The sequence below is a fragment of the Corallococcus sp. M7 genome, from assembly GCF_054512695.1.
In genome coordinates, this window is sequence record NZ_CM137252.1 from 6,607,009 (window position 1) to 6,623,122 (window position 16,114).

The 16,114-nt window shown below is 70.6% G+C and carries 15 protein-coding genes; 5 read left to right on the plus strand and 10 right to left on the minus strand.

Annotated features, from left to right (window positions below; translation table 11 throughout):
• The first annotated feature begins 51 nt into the window (after positions 1-51).
• Entirely contained in the window at positions 52-1,113 is a 1,062-nt protein-coding gene (locus tag ACX114_RS26540; protein WP_459288984.1) for a M23 family metallopeptidase, read from the plus strand.
• Between the two features lie 2 nt (positions 1,114-1,115).
• On the opposite strand, the gene ACX114_RS26545 is transcribed toward ACX114_RS26540, so the two are convergent.
• From ACX114_RS26545 to ACX114_RS26585, 9 genes are all read right to left on the minus strand, one after another.
• Positions 1,116-1,880, minus strand: a complete 765-nt coding sequence (locus ACX114_RS26545; protein ID WP_459288986.1) for a TetR/AcrR family transcriptional regulator — start codon at positions 1,878-1,880, stop codon at positions 1,116-1,118.
• Between the two features lie 153 nt (positions 1,881-2,033).
• Positions 2,034-2,384 (minus strand): helix-turn-helix domain-containing protein, encoded by a 351-nt coding sequence (locus ACX114_RS26550; RefSeq protein WP_014398120.1) that lies wholly within the window; start codon positions 2,382-2,384, stop codon positions 2,034-2,036.
• A 67-nt stretch (positions 2,385-2,451) separates the two neighbouring features.
• A complete protein-coding gene (locus ACX114_RS26555) occupies positions 2,452-5,151 on the minus strand; it encodes an LPS-assembly protein LptD (protein ID WP_459288989.1) in 2,700 nt (899 codons plus the stop codon).
• 51 nt (positions 5,152-5,202) lie between these two features.
• Positions 5,203-6,714 (minus strand): AMIN domain-containing protein, encoded by a 1,512-nt coding sequence (locus ACX114_RS26560; RefSeq protein WP_459288991.1) that lies wholly within the window; start codon positions 6,712-6,714, stop codon positions 5,203-5,205.
• 98 nt (positions 6,715-6,812) lie between these two features.
• On the minus strand, positions 6,813-8,084 hold the full coding sequence (locus ACX114_RS26565) for an alpha/beta hydrolase (RefSeq protein WP_459288993.1): 1,272 nt from the start codon (positions 8,082-8,084) through the stop codon (positions 6,813-6,815).
• An 18-nt stretch (positions 8,085-8,102) separates the two neighbouring features.
• Positions 8,103-9,407 carry a bifunctional folylpolyglutamate synthase/dihydrofolate synthase gene (locus ACX114_RS26570; RefSeq protein WP_459288995.1) on the minus strand — a complete coding sequence of 435 codons (1,305 nt, stop codon included), beginning with the start codon at positions 9,405-9,407 and terminating at the stop codon, positions 8,103-8,105.
• Positions 9,408-9,426: 19 nt separating this feature from the next.
• Positions 9,427-10,278, minus strand: a complete 852-nt coding sequence (gene accD, locus ACX114_RS26575) for an acetyl-CoA carboxylase, carboxyltransferase subunit beta (RefSeq protein WP_459288996.1) — start codon at positions 10,276-10,278, stop codon at positions 9,427-9,429.
• A gap of 72 nt (positions 10,279-10,350) precedes the next feature.
• The gene (locus ACX114_RS26580) at positions 10,351-11,106 is read right to left on the minus strand and encodes an MBL fold metallo-hydrolase (RefSeq protein ID WP_120621281.1); all 756 of its coding nucleotides are present in this window, start codon (positions 11,104-11,106) and stop codon (positions 10,351-10,353) included.
• Position 11,107: 1 nt separating this feature from the next.
• Positions 11,108-11,758, minus strand: a complete 651-nt coding sequence (locus tag ACX114_RS26585) for a Crp/Fnr family transcriptional regulator (RefSeq protein ID WP_014398127.1) — start codon at positions 11,756-11,758, stop codon at positions 11,108-11,110.
• A 152-nt stretch (positions 11,759-11,910) separates the two neighbouring features.
• On the opposite strand from ACX114_RS26585, the gene purM reads away from it, so the two are divergent.
• Genes purM through ACX114_RS26600 form a run of 3 tightly spaced genes read left to right on the plus strand, consistent with a single transcriptional unit; the run spans position 11,911 to position 14,206 of the window.
• A complete protein-coding gene (gene purM, locus ACX114_RS26590) occupies positions 11,911-12,948 on the plus strand; it encodes a phosphoribosylformylglycinamidine cyclo-ligase (protein ID WP_206792430.1) in 1,038 nt (345 codons plus the stop codon).
• Entirely contained in the window at positions 12,945-13,610 is a 666-nt protein-coding gene (purN, locus tag ACX114_RS26595; RefSeq protein ID WP_459288998.1) for a phosphoribosylglycinamide formyltransferase, read from the plus strand. Before purM ends, purN begins: the two co-directional genes overlap by 4 nt.
• Positions 13,607-14,206, plus strand: coding sequence for a 2-thiouracil desulfurase family protein (locus ACX114_RS26600; protein ID WP_459288999.1), 600 nt, complete (start codon positions 13,607-13,609; stop codon positions 14,204-14,206). Before purN ends, ACX114_RS26600 begins: the two co-directional genes overlap by 4 nt.
• Before the next feature lie 2 nt (positions 14,207-14,208).
• On the opposite strand, the gene ACX114_RS26605 is transcribed toward ACX114_RS26600, so the two are convergent.
• Positions 14,209-15,276: an enoyl-CoA hydratase/isomerase family protein gene (locus ACX114_RS26605; protein WP_459289000.1), complete on the minus strand. Its 1,068-nt coding sequence runs from the start codon at positions 15,274-15,276 to the stop codon at positions 14,209-14,211.
• An 83-nt stretch (positions 15,277-15,359) separates the two neighbouring features.
• Between ACX114_RS26605 and ACX114_RS26610 the strand changes: the two genes are divergently transcribed.
• Positions 15,360-16,049, plus strand: a complete 690-nt coding sequence (locus ACX114_RS26610) for an HAD family hydrolase (RefSeq protein ID WP_459289002.1) — start codon at positions 15,360-15,362, stop codon at positions 16,047-16,049.
• The last annotated feature ends 65 nt before the right edge of the window (positions 16,050-16,114 follow it).

A 16,114-nucleotide genomic window follows, 5' to 3' on the forward strand; every position in this document is an offset into this window, starting at 1 on the left:
GGGACGCCGCTCCGGGAAGGTTCCGCGCGCGCGTGGTGTAAAGAACGGCCCATGCCCGCCCGGAACCCGCCCGCCGTCCGCCTCCTCGTCCTCTCCCTGCTCGCCTCCGGGTCTCCGGCGCTCGCCGCCGCCACGCCTGGCGCCTCCTCCGCGGTGGTGACGGGCAGCGTGCCGGGCTCCACGGCCACGCCTGGCCTCCGCGCCCCGGGCGCGCCCACGCAGGGCGCGGTGCTCCAGGGAGAGCTGGCGCCGCTGAAGGTGGCGCCCACGAGCGGGCCACACCTGTCGCTCCAGCCCGCCAATCCCAAGCCGGGCGACCCGGTGCTGGTGACGGTGAGCGGCGCGTCCGCGCTGCCCACGGGCACCGTCGCGGGCCGGCCCCTGCGCTTCTTCGCGTGGAACAACGGCTACGCGGCCCTCACCAGCCTTCCGGTGGAGCAGACCGAGGGCACCGTGCCGGTGGACGTCACCGCCCCCGGCCGCGGCCTGCCGGTGCTGCTGTCCGGCGTGCTCAACGTGGGTGCGCCGGGCTTCCGCGAGCGCGAGCTGCGCGTGGCCAACAAGTACGTGAAGCCGCCCAAGGCGGTGAAGGCGCGCATGGAGGCGGACCGCAAGGCGTTCGCCGCGGCGTTCGCGCAGCCCTTCCAGACGCCGCTGTTCGGCCAGAACTTCGCCTGGCCGCGCGAGGCCACGGTGACGGCGCCCTTCGGCGACCGCCGCTCGTTCAACGGCAAGCTGCAGACGCAGCACTTCGGCGTGGACCTGGATGGCGCCACGGGCTCGCCGGTGGTCGCCGCCAACGACGGCACCGTGGTGATGTCGCGCGACAACTACGCGTCCGGCAACACCGTGCTCGTGCACCACGGCGCGGGGCTCTACACGGCCTACTTCCACCTGTCCCGCATCGACGTGAAGGAGGGTGCGCAGGTGAAGCAGGGCGACGCGCTGGACCTGGTGGGCAGCACCGGCCGCGTCACCGGACCGCACCTCCACTGGGGCGTGAAGGCGGATGACCGCTGGGTGGATGGCCAGACGCTGCTCAAGCTGGACTTCACCGGCGCCCCGGAAGCACCGGGCGTGGCCACCAACGCGCCCGGCCTGGCGAACCCGTAGTTTCAGCCGCGCTTGGGCGCCCGGGCCCTGGGCGCGGCCTTCGCCGGCTTCGGCGGTGCCGCGTCCTCCTGGGGCTCCTCGCCCTTCGGAAGCTCGTGCTTCACCGGCTCGTGCTTCACCGGTTCCGTCTTGGAGGACGCGCCGGCCAGCAGCACGCCGTGGAGGAACGAGTCGGCGATCTGCGCCTTCGCGCGCTCGAGCATCACCGTGTCGCGCGCGTCCGCCAGCCCCACGACGAAGGCGGTGAGCCCCATTTCAATGGAGCCGAAGAGCAGCGCGGACGCGAGCAGCGGATCCACGTCCGGGCGCAGTTCCCCCGCCTCCTTCGCGCGGGTGAACATCTGCGCGCTCAGGCGGATGACGTCCACGAAGGCCGTCTGCCGGTTGATGCGGGCTCCGGCCGGGGAACGGGCAATCTCGAGGATGAGCACCTTCACCGCGCGGGGGTCCACGCGGTAGGCCTCGAAGGCCACGTCCGCGATGCGGCGGACCTTCTCCACCAGCGGCCCCTCGCTCTCCGCGACGGCGCGCGCACGCGCGATGAAGCCGCTCCAGCCCGTCTCGAAGACGGTCTCCAGCAGCTCATCCTTGTTCTTGAAGTAGTGGTAGACGAGCCCGTACGCGACACCCGCCTCCTTGGCGACGTCCGCGATACGGCAGCCGTGGTAGCCCTTGCGGGCGAACACGTCGATGGCGGCCCGCAGGATGGTGCGGCGGCGCTCGCTCTCCCGCGTCCCGTTCTCCGGCGCCGTCTTCTGCTGGCCCACGCGTCCTCCCACGGCTGGTTGATTCAAGAATCAGCCAGCCACGCTACGGACGCGAGGCTCCGGGGTCAATCCTTACGTGGGGCCCTCCGCCGCGCCGGGGGGAAGGCGGGCGGAAGGGGCACGCACGGGGAAGGGCCCTCCCCGGGAGGGGACTCAGGCCGCCGAGCCGTTGAACATCACGCGGGCCACGCCGAGCAGGCGGTCCACGTCACGCGCGTTGAGGCCGCGCGCGCGGGCGAAGTCCGACAGGGGACGCAGCAGGTCCTCCGTCTGGGCGGGCGTCTGCTCGGTGCCCGTGAAGAGCTCGCCGAGGCTGACGCTGAGGGCGTTGGAAAGGGCCGCCAGTGTCTCCACGTGGGGCACGCGCTCGCCGCGTTCGATCATCGACAGGAAGGACACGCTGATCTGCGCTCGCTCCGCGAGCTCTTCCTGCGTCCATCGCTCCGGGCGCTGCGTGCGAAGCTCGCGAATGCGCTGGCCAATTCTTTTTCCGAGATCCGACACGAAGTACTTCTCCTCTAGGGGGGATGTTTCCGAGGTGAGTGCAACGCTCGCGTACGGCGGGTGATTCCTATCCACCCGACCCGAAGGATCCGAATCCGGCCACACTCAAATTCACACCGGCGAATTCCGGTGTTTGATTGCGCCGCAGGATCACCACCCCTTCGATTCGCCAGCAGTCACAGGCGGGCCCATACGACACGCCGAAGGTCTGCTGTGCAAGGGGCTGACTTTCCTGGGTAATCAGATCCTTATAAAGCGGTTGCACCAGTGCTTCGTATCGCAACCCGAGCCCAAATCCGAGCTTGATTCGCGTACCGACAGTGAGAGCCTGCGCCCGTTCGGTCGGAGAGGGGTCGAGTTGGTCGTTGTGGGACGGCAGGGGACGAGGTGCGTCTCCCACCAGCATGTCCACGCCCCGACGCGCGAAATCGGGTCCCTGTGCCAAAGGATCCAACCCACGATCAATTGACAATTGTTTCACGGCCAGCAGGTCGTCGTATCGCGCGTACAGCGCGTTGCCCTTGCCGTTGTCGATGGTGAAGTCGGCGGACAGCTGGGTGATGTCGAGCGTCGTGGGGTCCATGCGCACGAGCCCGCCCGCGGTGAGGACGCCGGCGCTGGCGGACAGGCGCGCGAAGGTGTCGCGCAGCACGCTGCCCTGCACGGTGTCCCGGCCCGCGACGGGCGAGATGCGCGACAAGTCGAAGCCCTGGCCGATTCTCAGGCGCAGCGGTTCGCGGGTGGTGGGCCCCTTGCGCACGCGCAGCGACTGGTCCACGGCGACCACGGCGTGGAGGAAGCCGCGCACGCTGCCGTCGGACTGGAGCGGCACCGCGGAGTCCCACTCGTCATAGACGAGCGGCACGGTGCCGGTGCCGCTGCCGTTGAGGGCGGTGAGGCCGTGTCCCCAGCCGCCGGGCACGTAGCGCAGGTTCACCGACGGGGACAGCGTGTGGCGGTAGAGCGTGTCCCCGTCCGCGAAGGTGCGCGCCAGCTGCGAGTCCAGCACCAGGTCCGCCAGCGCGTAGCCCCGCGCGGCGGTGCGGCCGGAGACCTCGCCCACGGACACGTCCTGGCGCAGCGCCACGGAAGGCGTCAGCCGGCCCCAGTTGCCCAGCCCGTAGGACGTGGACAGCCGCGGGGCCAGGGAGACGCGGTCGCGGCCCTCGCGCTCGGTGGGGTCCAGGCGGCCGTTGCCCTCCAGCCCGTCGGCCACCGGCGCGGCTTCAATCGGCGTGCCCTCGGGGCGCCAGGTGCCGCTGAGTGAGAAGAGCCCGTCGGAGCCGTCGTCCGCGAAGCCGCCGCTGCGCAGGGGCGCCAGCCGGCTGTACTCCACCTGCATCCCGCCCATCACCCGCCCGCCGAAGAGGGGGCGCTGCGGCAGGGCCAGCGTGATGCCCGGCAGCCGCTGGAACGTCGTGGGGCCATGGGGGTTGGTGGCTTCGCCCGTCAGCGAAGCGACCGCGGGGATGGGGTTTGGCTGGAAGAAGCGGTAGGCGTAGCGCAGGTCCTGGCGCAGCGACACGTCCAGGCCCAGGTAACGTTCGTCGCGGCGCTGGTACACCATGGCGGTGCTGCGCAGGTAGTTGGTGTTCTGCACCAGCAGGTCGGCGGTGAGGTCGCGCGTGTAGAAACCGTCCGACACGAAGTACGCGTCCACGCGGTCGTACCAGCCGTCACCCAGGTCCTGCGTGTGCTGCCAGGACGCCTCGCCGCGCAGGCCCCGTTTCTCGTCGACGATCTGCGGCGTGTAGAAGGGAGCATTCGGGTTGGTCCGGTCCACGACGCGGAGGAAGTCGGACCGGGTGGGATCCAACCGGGGCCGCAGGTCATAGAGGAAGCCCAGCGTGGCCCGCCCCCGCGTGCGGTCGCTGGGGACGTAGCGGAACTCGGTGAGCAGCCGGGGGCCCTTCACGCCGTTGGCGCGGAGCTCGCGGATGGGCGTCGAGTTGCCTTCCTCGTCCACCTCGAGGAACAGGGGGCTCGAGACCTCACCGCCGCCCGTGAAGATGCCTGGGGTGAACGTGAGGTCGTAGCTCTCCCCCAGGGTGATGAAGACGGGCTGCTCCAGCCCGAAGCCGTTGAGGCCGGAGTTGGACGGACGGGGGATGAGCAGACCGGAGCGGCGCTCGGCCAGGGGCAGGTACAGCCACGGCAGCGCGAACACCGGAACGGAGCGCACGTACACCACGGGCCAGGTGAGGATGGCGCGCTCGCCCATCTTCACGTTGGCCTCCTTCGCCTCCACGCGCCAACTGGGCTCGCCCGGGCCGCACTGGCACGGGGTGAAGGCCAGGCCGTCCACGGAGAACGCCGTCTCCCCGGTGCGGCGGATGCGCGTGCCGCTCATCAGGACGGGCGTCTCCCCCATCTTGCGCAGCTCGTCCGGCGTCTTGGCGGCCTGGAGCGCTTCGGGGGTGACGCCCTTCTTCTGCATGAAGAGGCCGCCCTTCACGTTGGCCTCGTTGGAGCGCAGGTCCACGCGCACGTCGTCCGCGATGGCGGCCATCAGGCCGCTGACGAACATCACGTTGCCGGTGGCGGTGGCCACCTGCGTGGCCTCGCTGTACGTCACCTCATCCGCGCGCAGCACGTTGGGGCCGCTGCGCAGCTCGCAGTGGCCCCGGGCGGTGAGGATGTCGTTCTCGAAGACGACGTAGTCGGCCGCCAGCTCCACGACCTCGCCGGTGGGCAGCTCCACCTGCGTGGCCAGCGGAATCTGGGCCGACACCCAGAGCGTCAGGACGACCGGGGCAAGGAAGGTCATTCGGGAGGCGTGGGCGGTGGGCGCCGTGCCGGCAACGGCGCCCGTCCCGTCCTACCGGCCCGGGCGCGGGAAGTCGAGGGTGATGAGGCCGCCTTCCTGGCGTGTCTCATAGCGAACCCCCTGCTTCAGCTGGATGACGACGCGCACCGTCTGGCCCGCGCCGGAGAACGCCTCCACCCGCGACACGGCCGACGGGAAGAAGTGCGTGTCCAGGGGCAGCGTGTTGTTGGACTCCACCACGCGCGTGTTCTCCAGCTCCAGCACCACCTGGTTGCCGGAGCCGTTCACCGTGTAGCGCACCGGCGCGTTGGTGCGCACGAAGACGCGCGAGCTGTCCGGCTGCTGCTGGAAGCCAATCTGCGTCATCGTCTTGCGGCGCGACGACACCTCGCCCCCACCGCTCTCGCGAGACTCGGCCGCGGCGCTGCCCTGGCTTACGCGGGCGCGCGACTCACGGGCCGCGATGGCCTGCTCGCGGCGCTCACGGGCCTCCGCCGCGCGCTGGCGCTTCGCCTCGGCGGCGGCCTCGCGGGCCGACTGCTGCTCCTCGCGGCGGGCCTGGGCGGCGGCCTGGCGCTCCTCGTCCTTCTGGCGCTTCGCCTCGGCGGCGGCCTGGGCGGCGGCGCGCTTCTGCTCCGCGGCCGTCCTCGCGGCGGCCTGGCGCTCCTCGGCGGCGGCCTGGGCGGCGGCGCGCTTCTGCTCCGCGGCCGTCTTCGCGGCGGCCTTCGCATCCTCTTCCTGCTGGCGCTTCTGGTCGGCGGCGGCCTGCGCGGTGGCGCGGCGCTCATCCTCGGCGCGCCTGGCCGCGGCCTGGGCCTCCGACTCCTGACGCTTGCGCTCCTCGGCGGCGGCCTGCTCGGACGCGCGGCGCTCCTCGTCCTGGCGCTTCGCGGCGGCCTGGGCCTCCTCCTGGCGCTTCTTCTCCGCGTCCGCGTCCGCCTTGGCGCGGGCGGCGGCCTCGGCGGCGGCCTTCTCCTGGGCCTCGCGATCCGCCCGGGCGGCGTCGGCGGCGGCCTTCACGGCCTTCTCCTGCGCCTCCCGGTCCGACGCGGCGGCGCGGGCCGCGTCCTGCGCGTTGGAGCCGGCCTGGGTCTGGGCCTGGGTGTTGGCCGCGGCGGTCCCCTGCGCGGGGGTGCCCTGCCCTTCCGTGGGCGTCGCCTGCGCGACGACCGCGCCGCCCCCGCTGCCCAGGACCTTCACCACCAGCTTGTTGCCGGAGGTCTGGATGTCCGTCTCCACCTCGCGCTCATAGCCGATGAGGATGCGCGCGATGGACGAGGACTCCGTGCCATAGGCCTGCGTGCGGATGCCCGTCACGGTGCCATTGCCCACCGGCAGCTCCTCCGGCACGTCCTTGAAGACGGCGCCGGACACGTCGATGACGAGCCGCGGGGGGTCCGTCATGGTGAAGCTGTTGAAGTCCGCCTTCTTGCTGCCGGAGATCTCCACCGTTCCGCCGCTGACGGTGACGGACGTGATGGTGTTGTAGTCCACCGGCTGCTGCGCCAGCGCCACCAGGGGCACCAGCCACAACCCGAGCAGCGACACCGCCAAGCCCTTCATCGACCACTCCCGTGACATGCGTCAGAAGACAGACGCGCGCGAAATTATCACGCACCCGGGAGGCACCAACTTTTCAGTCTGGCCGGAACGTCCGCGCTTCAACGCAAGCGCGGCAGGGCCGGCGAGCGCGTGCGGTGCGTGCGGGTGTATTCGATGAGGTTCTTGATGTCGTAGCAGATCTGCCGGATGTCGTGCCCCATGGTGAGCTCGACGTGGCTGTTGCCCTTCACCGGGCGCCACAGCAGGTACTCGCTCTTCGCGGCGCGGTAGACGCTGCGCGTGGACTCCACGGACGCCAGCGGATCCAGGTCCCCGAAGATGATGGCCATGGGGATTTCAATCTTCCCGAAGCCGCGCTTGAAGTCGTAGTCCGTGCGGTAGCAGACCATCTCGCCCCGGCGGATCCACCGGGCGAACTGCTCAATCACCTTGCGAGGCTCGCGCTCGCCGCCCTCGCGCAGCAGCCACCGGATGTCGTCGCGGCTGACGCGCTCGGTGTTGATGAGCCGGTTCAGCTTGCGCGTGAAGCGCTGATACAGCGCGGACTCGTCCGCTTGCGACAGCTGGCGCTCCACCCACTTGAGCACCACGTCCACCGGCACCGCGTTGAACACGAGCGGCTTGGACGCATCCGGCTCCAGGCGCTTCTGGAGCGCGGGGCTGAAGGCGCCCGCCCCCTTCGCCAGCAGCGAGCGGCCCAGCGAGGACGCGCGGCGGTTCAGGTTCAGCCCGCCCAGCGTCATGTCCACCGCGCCCGCGAGCAGCGGCGAGCCGTGCGCCAGCAGGCGCAACAGCGCGAAGCCGCGCCCCAGGTCCGCCGGCGACCCGATGGTGATGAGCCCCTCGAAGTCGTCGTGGATGCCGGCGTACCCGTAGCCCAGCATGCCGCCCATGGAGTGGCCGCAGTAGAAGATGCGCTCGCGCCGGGTGATGCGCTTGACGCCGGAGACGGCCGCCGGCAGGTCGTAGAGGAAGTAGCTGTCCAGGTCCCAGCCGTAGTCCAGGTCCTGCGGCAGCGGGCGCTTGAAGCGCTCCGCGCGCTCCTTCTGGAAGGCGATGGAGCTCTTGCCGTGCCCGCGCAGCTCCAGGATGTGGATGTCCACGCCGAAGAAGAGCAGGTTCTTGACGAACTGGCCGCTCGTCCACGTGTGCCGGTTCTGGGAGAAGCCGTGCACCAGGAGCAGCGGCTCACCGAACAGCGGCTGCGCGAACGCCTGTTTCACCGGCCGGTAGCGCGTGATGACGAGCGACCAGCCGTCCGCGGTCTCCACGACGTAGTTCGTCTTCGAGTACAGCGCCCGGAAGTCAACCTCGTCGACGGTGGGCATCGGAGGTCCCGGAAGCGCTGATCTCCAGTCCGGCAGGCGCATGTCGCAAAGTTACTGCTGCTACCGCATCGCGCCAAGGCTTCGGTCAACCCATCGCTTCACGGCGCCTACCAGGAACAGTGAGCCTGTAGCGAGCACGACGCCATCTGGACGACCCACTGCATCGGCCCTCGCTCCGGCAAGTGCCTCCTCCAGGGAGGCGTGCGCGACGACCCGTGAACACAAAACCCGTGCTTCAGCGATGTATCGCTCCGGAGCAAGCGAGCGCGGCGTGTCCAGCGGCGTGAGGTGCACGGAGGCCGCCAGCGGAAACAGGGCCTGCATCATCGGCCCCCGGTCCTTGTCCGCCACCACCCCGAAGACGAGGTGCAGCGGCCGTCCGGCGTAGAGGGTGCGCAGGGCCTCCAGCAGCACCGCCACGCCCGCCGGGTTGTGGGCTCCGTCCACCACCATCACCGGAGCCTGGGACACCTCCTCCAGCCGCCCCGGCCAGCGCGCGGTGGCCAGGCCCTGCCGCGCGGCCTCCGGCGTCACCGCCACGCCCCGGGCCTGGAGGGCCTCCAGGCAGGCCAGGGCGACCGCCGCGTTCTGGTGCTGATACGGCCCGCGCAGCGCGAGCGTGAGGCCGTCCAGCGACCACCCGGAGCCGCGATACGAGAGCGTCCCATCGGACCCGGGGACGATGCCGAAGTCGCGGCCCTCCACCTGGACGGGCACGGCGAGCTGCTCCGCGCGGCGCAGGAGCGCGTCCAGGGCCTCCGGCTCCTGCCGGGAAAGGACCACCGGAACGCCCGGCTTGAAGATGCCGGCCTTCTCCCCGGCGATCTCGCGGAGCGTGTGGCCCAGGTACTCCATGTGGTCGAAGGAGACGGGGGTGACGCAGGTGACGACGGGGTTCGCGGCGGTGGTGGCGTCCAGCCGGCCGCCCAGCCCCGTCTCCAGCACGGCCACGTCCACGTGCTCGCGGGAGAAGTGCCAGAGCGCGACCACGGTGCCGAACTCGAAGTACGTCATCGGGTCCGACAGCGCGGAGGGGTAGCGCTCCAGGACCTCCAGGATGCGCTGTCCGAAGACGTCATCCGGGATGTCCGCGCCAGCGACGCGGATCCGCTCGTTCACGCGCACCAGGTGCGGGGACGTGTAGAGCCCCACGCGGTGCCCGGCGGCCTCCAGCGCCCGCGCCACGAAGGCGCAGGTGCTGCCCTTGCCGTTGGTGCCGGCGACGTGCAGCGCCGGATAGTCGCGCTCGGGATGGTCGAGCGCGGCGAGCGCGTCCTTCACCCGCTCCAGCCCCAGCTTGATGCCGGAGGGGTTGAGCGCCTGGAAGAAGCGCAGGGCCTCTTCGGAAGTGCGGGGCGCGTCCATGGCTTGGAGGCCCGCCGCCCTACCCCAGCATGCCGAGGATCTGTCCCAGCTTCGCGCGCAGGTCCTTGCGGTGGACGATGGCGTCGATCATGCCGTGGTCCAGCAGGAACTCCGAGCGCTGGAAGCCCTCCGGCAGCTTCTGGCGGATGGTCTGTTCAATCACGCGCGGGCCGGCGAAGCCGATGAGGGCCTTGGGCTCCGCGAGGATGATGTCGCCCAGCCAGGAGAAGGACGCGGCCACGCCGCCCGTGGTGGGGTTGAGCATCACGGAGACGTACGGCTTGCCGCTGGTGCGGAAGCGGGCAATGGCCGCGGACGTCTTCGCCATCTGCATCAGGGAGAAGATGCCCTCCTGCATGCGCGCGCCGCCGGAGGCGGAGAACACCACCGCGGGGCACTTGAGCTCGAAGGCGCGCTCGAACACGCGCGTGACCTTCTCACCGACGACGGAGCCCATGGAGCCGCCCATGAACTCGAAGACGAAGCAGCCGATGGAGACGGGGTGGCCCTCGATGCGGCCCACGCCGGAGATGAACGCGTCGTTCTCCTCCAGGTTCTTGCGCGTGGACTTGATCCGGTCCTTGTACTTCTTGGTGTCGGTGAAGCCGAGCGGGTCCTGGGGCTCCAGCTCCTTGTCGAACTCCTCGAAGGAGTCCGGATCCAACGTGGCGGCGAGCCGCGCGCGGGCCGTCCAGGCGTGGTGGTGCTCGCAGTGCATGCACACCATCCAGTTCTTCTCGAGCTCCTGGCGGTAGATGATTTCGTCGCACTGCTCGCACTTGGCCCACAGGCCCTGCATGCGGGAGGGCTGGGGCTCGGCGGCGGGCTCGGAGTCAACGGCGATGCGGGGCTTCTTGGAGAACCAGGCCATGAGGCCCGGGGGTTAATCCGGCCGCCGCGGGCCGTCAATACCTCCGTACGGCGCGGCGCGGCACGAAGGCCCCTAGAACTGGAAGGTCTCCCCCAGCTCCAGGACGTTCACGGGCAGGGGGGCCAGTTCCTTCTTGAGCTGGGTCACGAAGGCGGGCTTCAGGTGGTAGAGCATCACCTGGGCGCCGTTGCGCTCGAACTTGCGCAGCTCCGAGCCCACGGTGGCGGGCGTCAGGTGGCCGGAGATGTCCGCCAGGGCCTGGAGGCTGTTGGGGAAGCTGGTCTCCAGCAGCAGCGCCTTCAGGTTCTTCGTGGCGTTGAGCGCCTTCCACAGCTTGTCCGTGGGGCCGGTGTCGCCGCTCATGGCCAGCGCGGACTTCCCGTCGCTGATGATGAAGGCGCACGACTCCACGGGGTGGCTCACCGGGACGCTCTTCACGGTGTAGGGGCCCACCTGGAAGGTGCTGCCGGCGCGGAAGGTCTTGATGGCCAGGACGGGCTTGTGGCGCGTGGGGATGCGCGTGAAGTCCGGCCACAGCGCGTTGTTGAACATGTTCTCGCGCAGCGCCTTGGCGCACTCGCGGGAGGCATGGATGGTGACGGGCTTGTCCCTGCGGCCGATGACCAGGTCGGCCAGCAGCGGCAGGTCCTTCACGTGGTCGAAGTGGCTGTGGCCGACGAGGATGTCGTCGACCTTGCAGAGCTGATCCAACGAGAGCGTGCCGGTGAGTGCGCCCGCGTCGAGCGCGAGCACGTCGTCCACGAGGAAGCAGGTGCTCCTGCACGTGGGAAGCTCGCCGCCGTGGCACCCGAGGACTTGCAGCTTCACGCTAGAGGTCTCCGAACTTCCACTTCATCTCGAGGTAGTTGAGGAAGTCATGCAGCCGGGCCGTGTCGTACACGGTCACCCGGTCACCGCTTCGCTCGATGAGGCCCGCGCGCTCCAGGCGCTCCAGCATGCTGCGCACGGCGGGCTCGCCCACGCCGATCTGCCGGGGCATCTCCCGGATGGCGAAGTCCACCTCCACGCCCTCCTCCAACGGACGGCCGCGCGTCTGGCAGGCCTGGAGGATCTGGTGGACGACGCGGCTGGCGGGGTCGCCGTGGAGCAGGTTTTCAATCTGGGCGTCCGCCTCGGAGAGGCGCTCGGCCAGCTTCTTGATCATCCGCACGGCGATCTCCGCGTTGCCGCGGATCATCGCCTCGAAGGTCTTGGGGTCGATGACGAGCAGCTTCGCGTCGTCATGCACCACGGCGGAGGCGTTCCGGGGCTTGTTGGAGATGATGGCCATCTCACCGAAGAATTCGCCCGGGCCCAATACGGCGAGCACCTTCTCCACGTCGCGCACGCGCTTGGAGATGGCGATCTTCCCGGACTGGATGACGAACATCTCCTTGCCGATCTCTCCCTCGCGGAAGAGCTCGGTGCCCTTGGGGAACTCCTTGCCAAAACGTTGAAAGAGGGTTTCCTCGGCGCCCATCTGGCCCGCGAGTCAATCAGCCCCCACCCCACCGGTCAAATATCCCAGACCGATATCGCCTCCGTGCCCGAGGGCGTGACGGCGCCGCAAACCCGACACGTCCCTTCCGAGGCCCGAGACAGGGGCCCCCGGGAGGGGTACAAGGCCGGCCCGTGGGAACGACCTACAAGCAGTCCGGAGTAGACATCGAGGCCGGCGACGCGTTCGTCGAGAAGATCAAGCCCCATGCCGCGCGCACCACGCGCCCAGAGGTCCTGGGCGGAGTGGGCGGGTTCGGCGGCCTGTTCGCACTGCCGCCCGGCAAGTACCAGGCGCCGGTGCTGGTGGCGGGCACGGACGGGGTGGGCACCAAGCTGAAGGTGGCCTTCCTGGCCGGGCGCCACGACACGGTGGGCATCGACCTGGTCGCCATGTCGGTGAACGACATCCTCACCTGTGGCGCGGAGCCGCTCTTCTTCCTGGACTACTTCGCCACGGGGAAGCTGGAGGTGGACGCCGCGGCGGAGGTGGTCAAGGGCATCGCCCTGGGCTGCGAGCAGGCGGGGTGCGCGCTCCTGGGCGGGGAGACGGCGGAGATGCCGGGCTTCTACGCGCGGGGCGAGTACGACGTCGCGGGCTTCTGCGTGGGCGTGGTGGAGCGCTCGGCCATCATCGACGGCAAGACGGTGAAGCCGGGGGACGCGCTCATCGGCCTGACGTCGTCGGGGCTGCACAGCAACGGCTACTCGCTGGCGCGCAAGGTGCTGCTGGACGACGCGAAGCTGCCCCTGGACATGACGCCGCCGGGGCTGGACCGGCCGCTGGGTGACGCGCTCTTGGAGCCCACGCGCATCTACGTGAAGGACGCGCTCGCGCTGTGCCAGGCCGTGAAGGTGAAGGGCATGGCGCACATCACGGGCAGCGGCATCCCGGGCAACCTGCCCCGCTGCCTCCCGGACGGGACGCGCGCGGTGCTGAGCGAGTCCACGTGGAAGAAGCCGGCCATCTTCGACCTCATCGCGAAGACGGGCGGCGTGGCGCGCGACGAGATGTTCAGCACGTTCAACATGGGCCTGGGCCTCATCGTCGTGGTGGCGAAGGAGGACGTGGCGAAGGCGCTGGAGGTGCTGCGCGCCCGGGGCGTGGAGGCCTCCGAGGTGGGCCGGGTGGAAGCGGGCCAGGGCGAGGCCACGGCGGTCATCGACCCATGAGCGCGCGGCGGGCGCGGCTGGGGGTGCTCGTCAGCGGCGGCGGGAGCAACCTGCAGGCGCTGCTCGACGCGGCCGGGCAGGCGGACTACCCGGCCGAGGTGGCGTGCGTGCTGTCCAACGTGCCCACGGCGTTCGCGCTGGAGCGCGCCCGGAAGGCGGGCGTGCGCGCGGAGGTGGTGGACCACAAGGGCTTCGGGTCGAAGGCGGACTTCGAGGCGGCGGTGCTCGGCGTGCTGGCCGACGCGGGCGTCGAGTGGGTGTGCCTGGCGGGCTTCATGCGGCTGGTGAGCGCGGACTTCCTGAAGCGCTTCCCGGGGCGCGTGCTGAACATCCACCCTTCCCTGCTGCCGGCGTTCCCGGGCCTGCATGCGCAGAGGCAGGCGCTGGAGCGCGGCGTGAAGGTGGCCGGGTGCACGGTGCACTACGTGGACGCGGGCACGGACACGGGCCCCATCATCGCGCAGGCGGCGGTGCCCGTGCTCCCGGAGGACGACGAGGCGAGCCTGAGCGCGCGCATCCTCGCGGAGGAGCACCGGCTGTATCCGCTGGCCGTAAGGCTGGCGGTGACGGGCGCGGTGACGTTGGACGGGACGCGCACGAAGGTGGACGCGCGGGTGACGGGAGACGGCACGGCGCTCCGCAGCCCGGGGGCCCCGAAGTGACGAAGGCCGTTGAGCCGTCGCCTTCCGCGACGTCCGCGGAGGCGGCTGCACCGCGGCATGCCGCGCCCGAAGTGCCGAACCCGGCCGAGCAGGCGCCCTCGAACGAACGCGAAGCGTCTGCCCGTGATGCGCGACGGGAGGCGCTGCGTGCGGCCCCCACGGTGATGGTCAGCGCGTGCCTGTTGGGCGAGGCGTGCCGCTACGACGGACGCTCGCAGCGTTCGGAGCGCGTGCTCGCGGCGCTGGAGGGCAAGGCCGTCATCCCCATCTGCCCGGAGGCAGCCGCGGGCATGGGCATTCCACGGCCTCCCGTGGACCTCGCGGGTGGCACCGGCGTGGACGTCTGGGCCGGCCGAGCACGGGCCCTCACGCGCGAGACTCGCGAGGACCGCACCGCCGCGTTCCAGGATGGCGCGCGTCAGGCCCTGGAGGCCGCTCGGCGCTTCGACGTCACGGTGGCGCTCCTGAAGGAAAAGAGCCCCTCGTGCGGCAGCCAGCGCGTCTACGAAATGGGCGTGCTGCGCCCGGGTGAAGGCATCACCACCGCGCTGCTGCGCGCGGATGGACGCACCGTCGTCAGCGACGAGGACCTGTAACCTCAGCCCAGCGCGGGCAGTTCCAACTCGTCACCTGGTCGAGGCGCGAAGCACGCCTCCACCTCCGCGTCGCGCACCTCCGCGAGCGTGGCCGGGCTCCAGCGCGGCTTCTGATCCTTGTCCACCAGCACCGCGCGGATCCCCTCCTGGAAGTCCGGCCGCTGCGTCAGCGCCTGGCTCAAGCGGTACTCCATGCGCGCCGTCGCGTCGTAGTCCTGGCCGCGCCCGATGCGCAGCTGCCGCAGCGTCACCCGCAGGCTCGTGGGCGACATGCGCAGCAACGTCGCGCGAGTCTCCTGCGCCCACGCCGTCCCCTCGCGCTCCAGCGCCGTGAGGATGTCCTCCACGCGGTCCCCCTTGAAACACCGGTCGATGACCTCCGCGCGCACCGCGAGCCCCGATGCACCGGTGTCCTGATGGAAGCCCTGCAGCACGCGCGCCGCCACTTCGCGCCCCGGTCCGCTCCAGTCCGCGGCCTCCAGCGCGCCCACCACGTCCTCCAGCCGCGAGGACTCCACCCGATGCGTCGCGTAGCCCAGCCACATCGCATCCGCTGCGTCACATCGCGCACCCGTGAGCCCCAGGTACGTCCCTGCCTCGCCCGGGAAGCGCGGGAGGAACCAGCCACCGCCCACGTCCGGGAAGATGCCGATGGCCGTCTCCGGCATCGCGAGCACCAGCTTCTCCGTCACGGCGCGGAAGGTCCCGTGCACGGACAGCCCCACCCCACCGCCCATGCAGATGCCATCCACCAACGCGATGAACGGCTTCGGGAAGTGGTGGATCCGATGGTTGAGCGCGTACTCCGCGCGGAAGAACTCGCGCGACAGCGACGCGTCCGACCGTGCGACCGAACCAGCCACCGCGCGCACGTCCCCTCCCGCACAGAAGGCCCGGCCGCCGGCTCCGCGGATCACCACCGCCTTCACGGACGGATCCGTCGCCCAGGCGTCCAGCCGGGGATGCAGTGCCCGGCACATCTCCAGGGAGAGCGCGTTGAGCGCCTTCGGTCGGTTGAGGGTGACCAGGCCCACGGCCCCCCGAGTCTCCAGCAGCACGTCCTCGCTCATGCCGTGGGGGATATCAGCCCGGAAGGGGCTCGCACGGGAGATTCAGGGGTGACATGGCGGAGGAAATCGGTATTGGGGAGAACATGACTCCCGCAGCCGCCCCCCTGCTCGCCGCCGTCTTCGACATGGATGGCACGCTCGTCGACAACATGGACTTCCACAACCGCGCCTGGGTGTCGCTCGCCCGGAAACTCGGTCTGGATGGCCTGACCGCGGAACATTTCCAGAACGAGTTCGCGGGAAAGAAGAACGAAGAGATCCTCCCCGCGCTGCTGGGCCGCACCCTCTCCGTCGCGGAGCTGAACGCGCTCGCCGAGGAGAAGGAGTCCCACTATCGCGCCATCTACCGGCCGTACCTGGCGCTGCACCGGGGCGCGGAGGGCTTCCTGCACCGCCTGCGCGAAGCGAACCTGCTCCTGGCCGTGGCCACCGCCGCGCCGCACGGAAACCGCGAGCTGGTGCTGGACGGGCTCTCCGTGCGTCCGCTCTTCGCCCATGTCGTCGGCGCCGAACAGGTGACGCGCGGCAAGCCCGCGCCGGACATCTTCCTCGCGGCGGCGAAGGCCCTGCAGGTGCCCCCCGAGTCGTGCCTCGCCTTCGAGGACGCCATCAACGGCGTGCTGTCCGCGCGCGCCGCCGGCATGGTCACCGTGGGCATCACCACCACCACGACCGCGGAGGCGCTGAAGAACGCGGGGGCCCACTACACCGCCCCGGACTTCGACACGCTGCCTCCGGAGCTGCTCGCGCGCCTCTTCACGTCCAGGGCCTGAGGGGGGCACATACGCCCCACCCCGGACCCGCCCCGGGGCGCCAAAAGGGCGCCAGACGCGGTGAC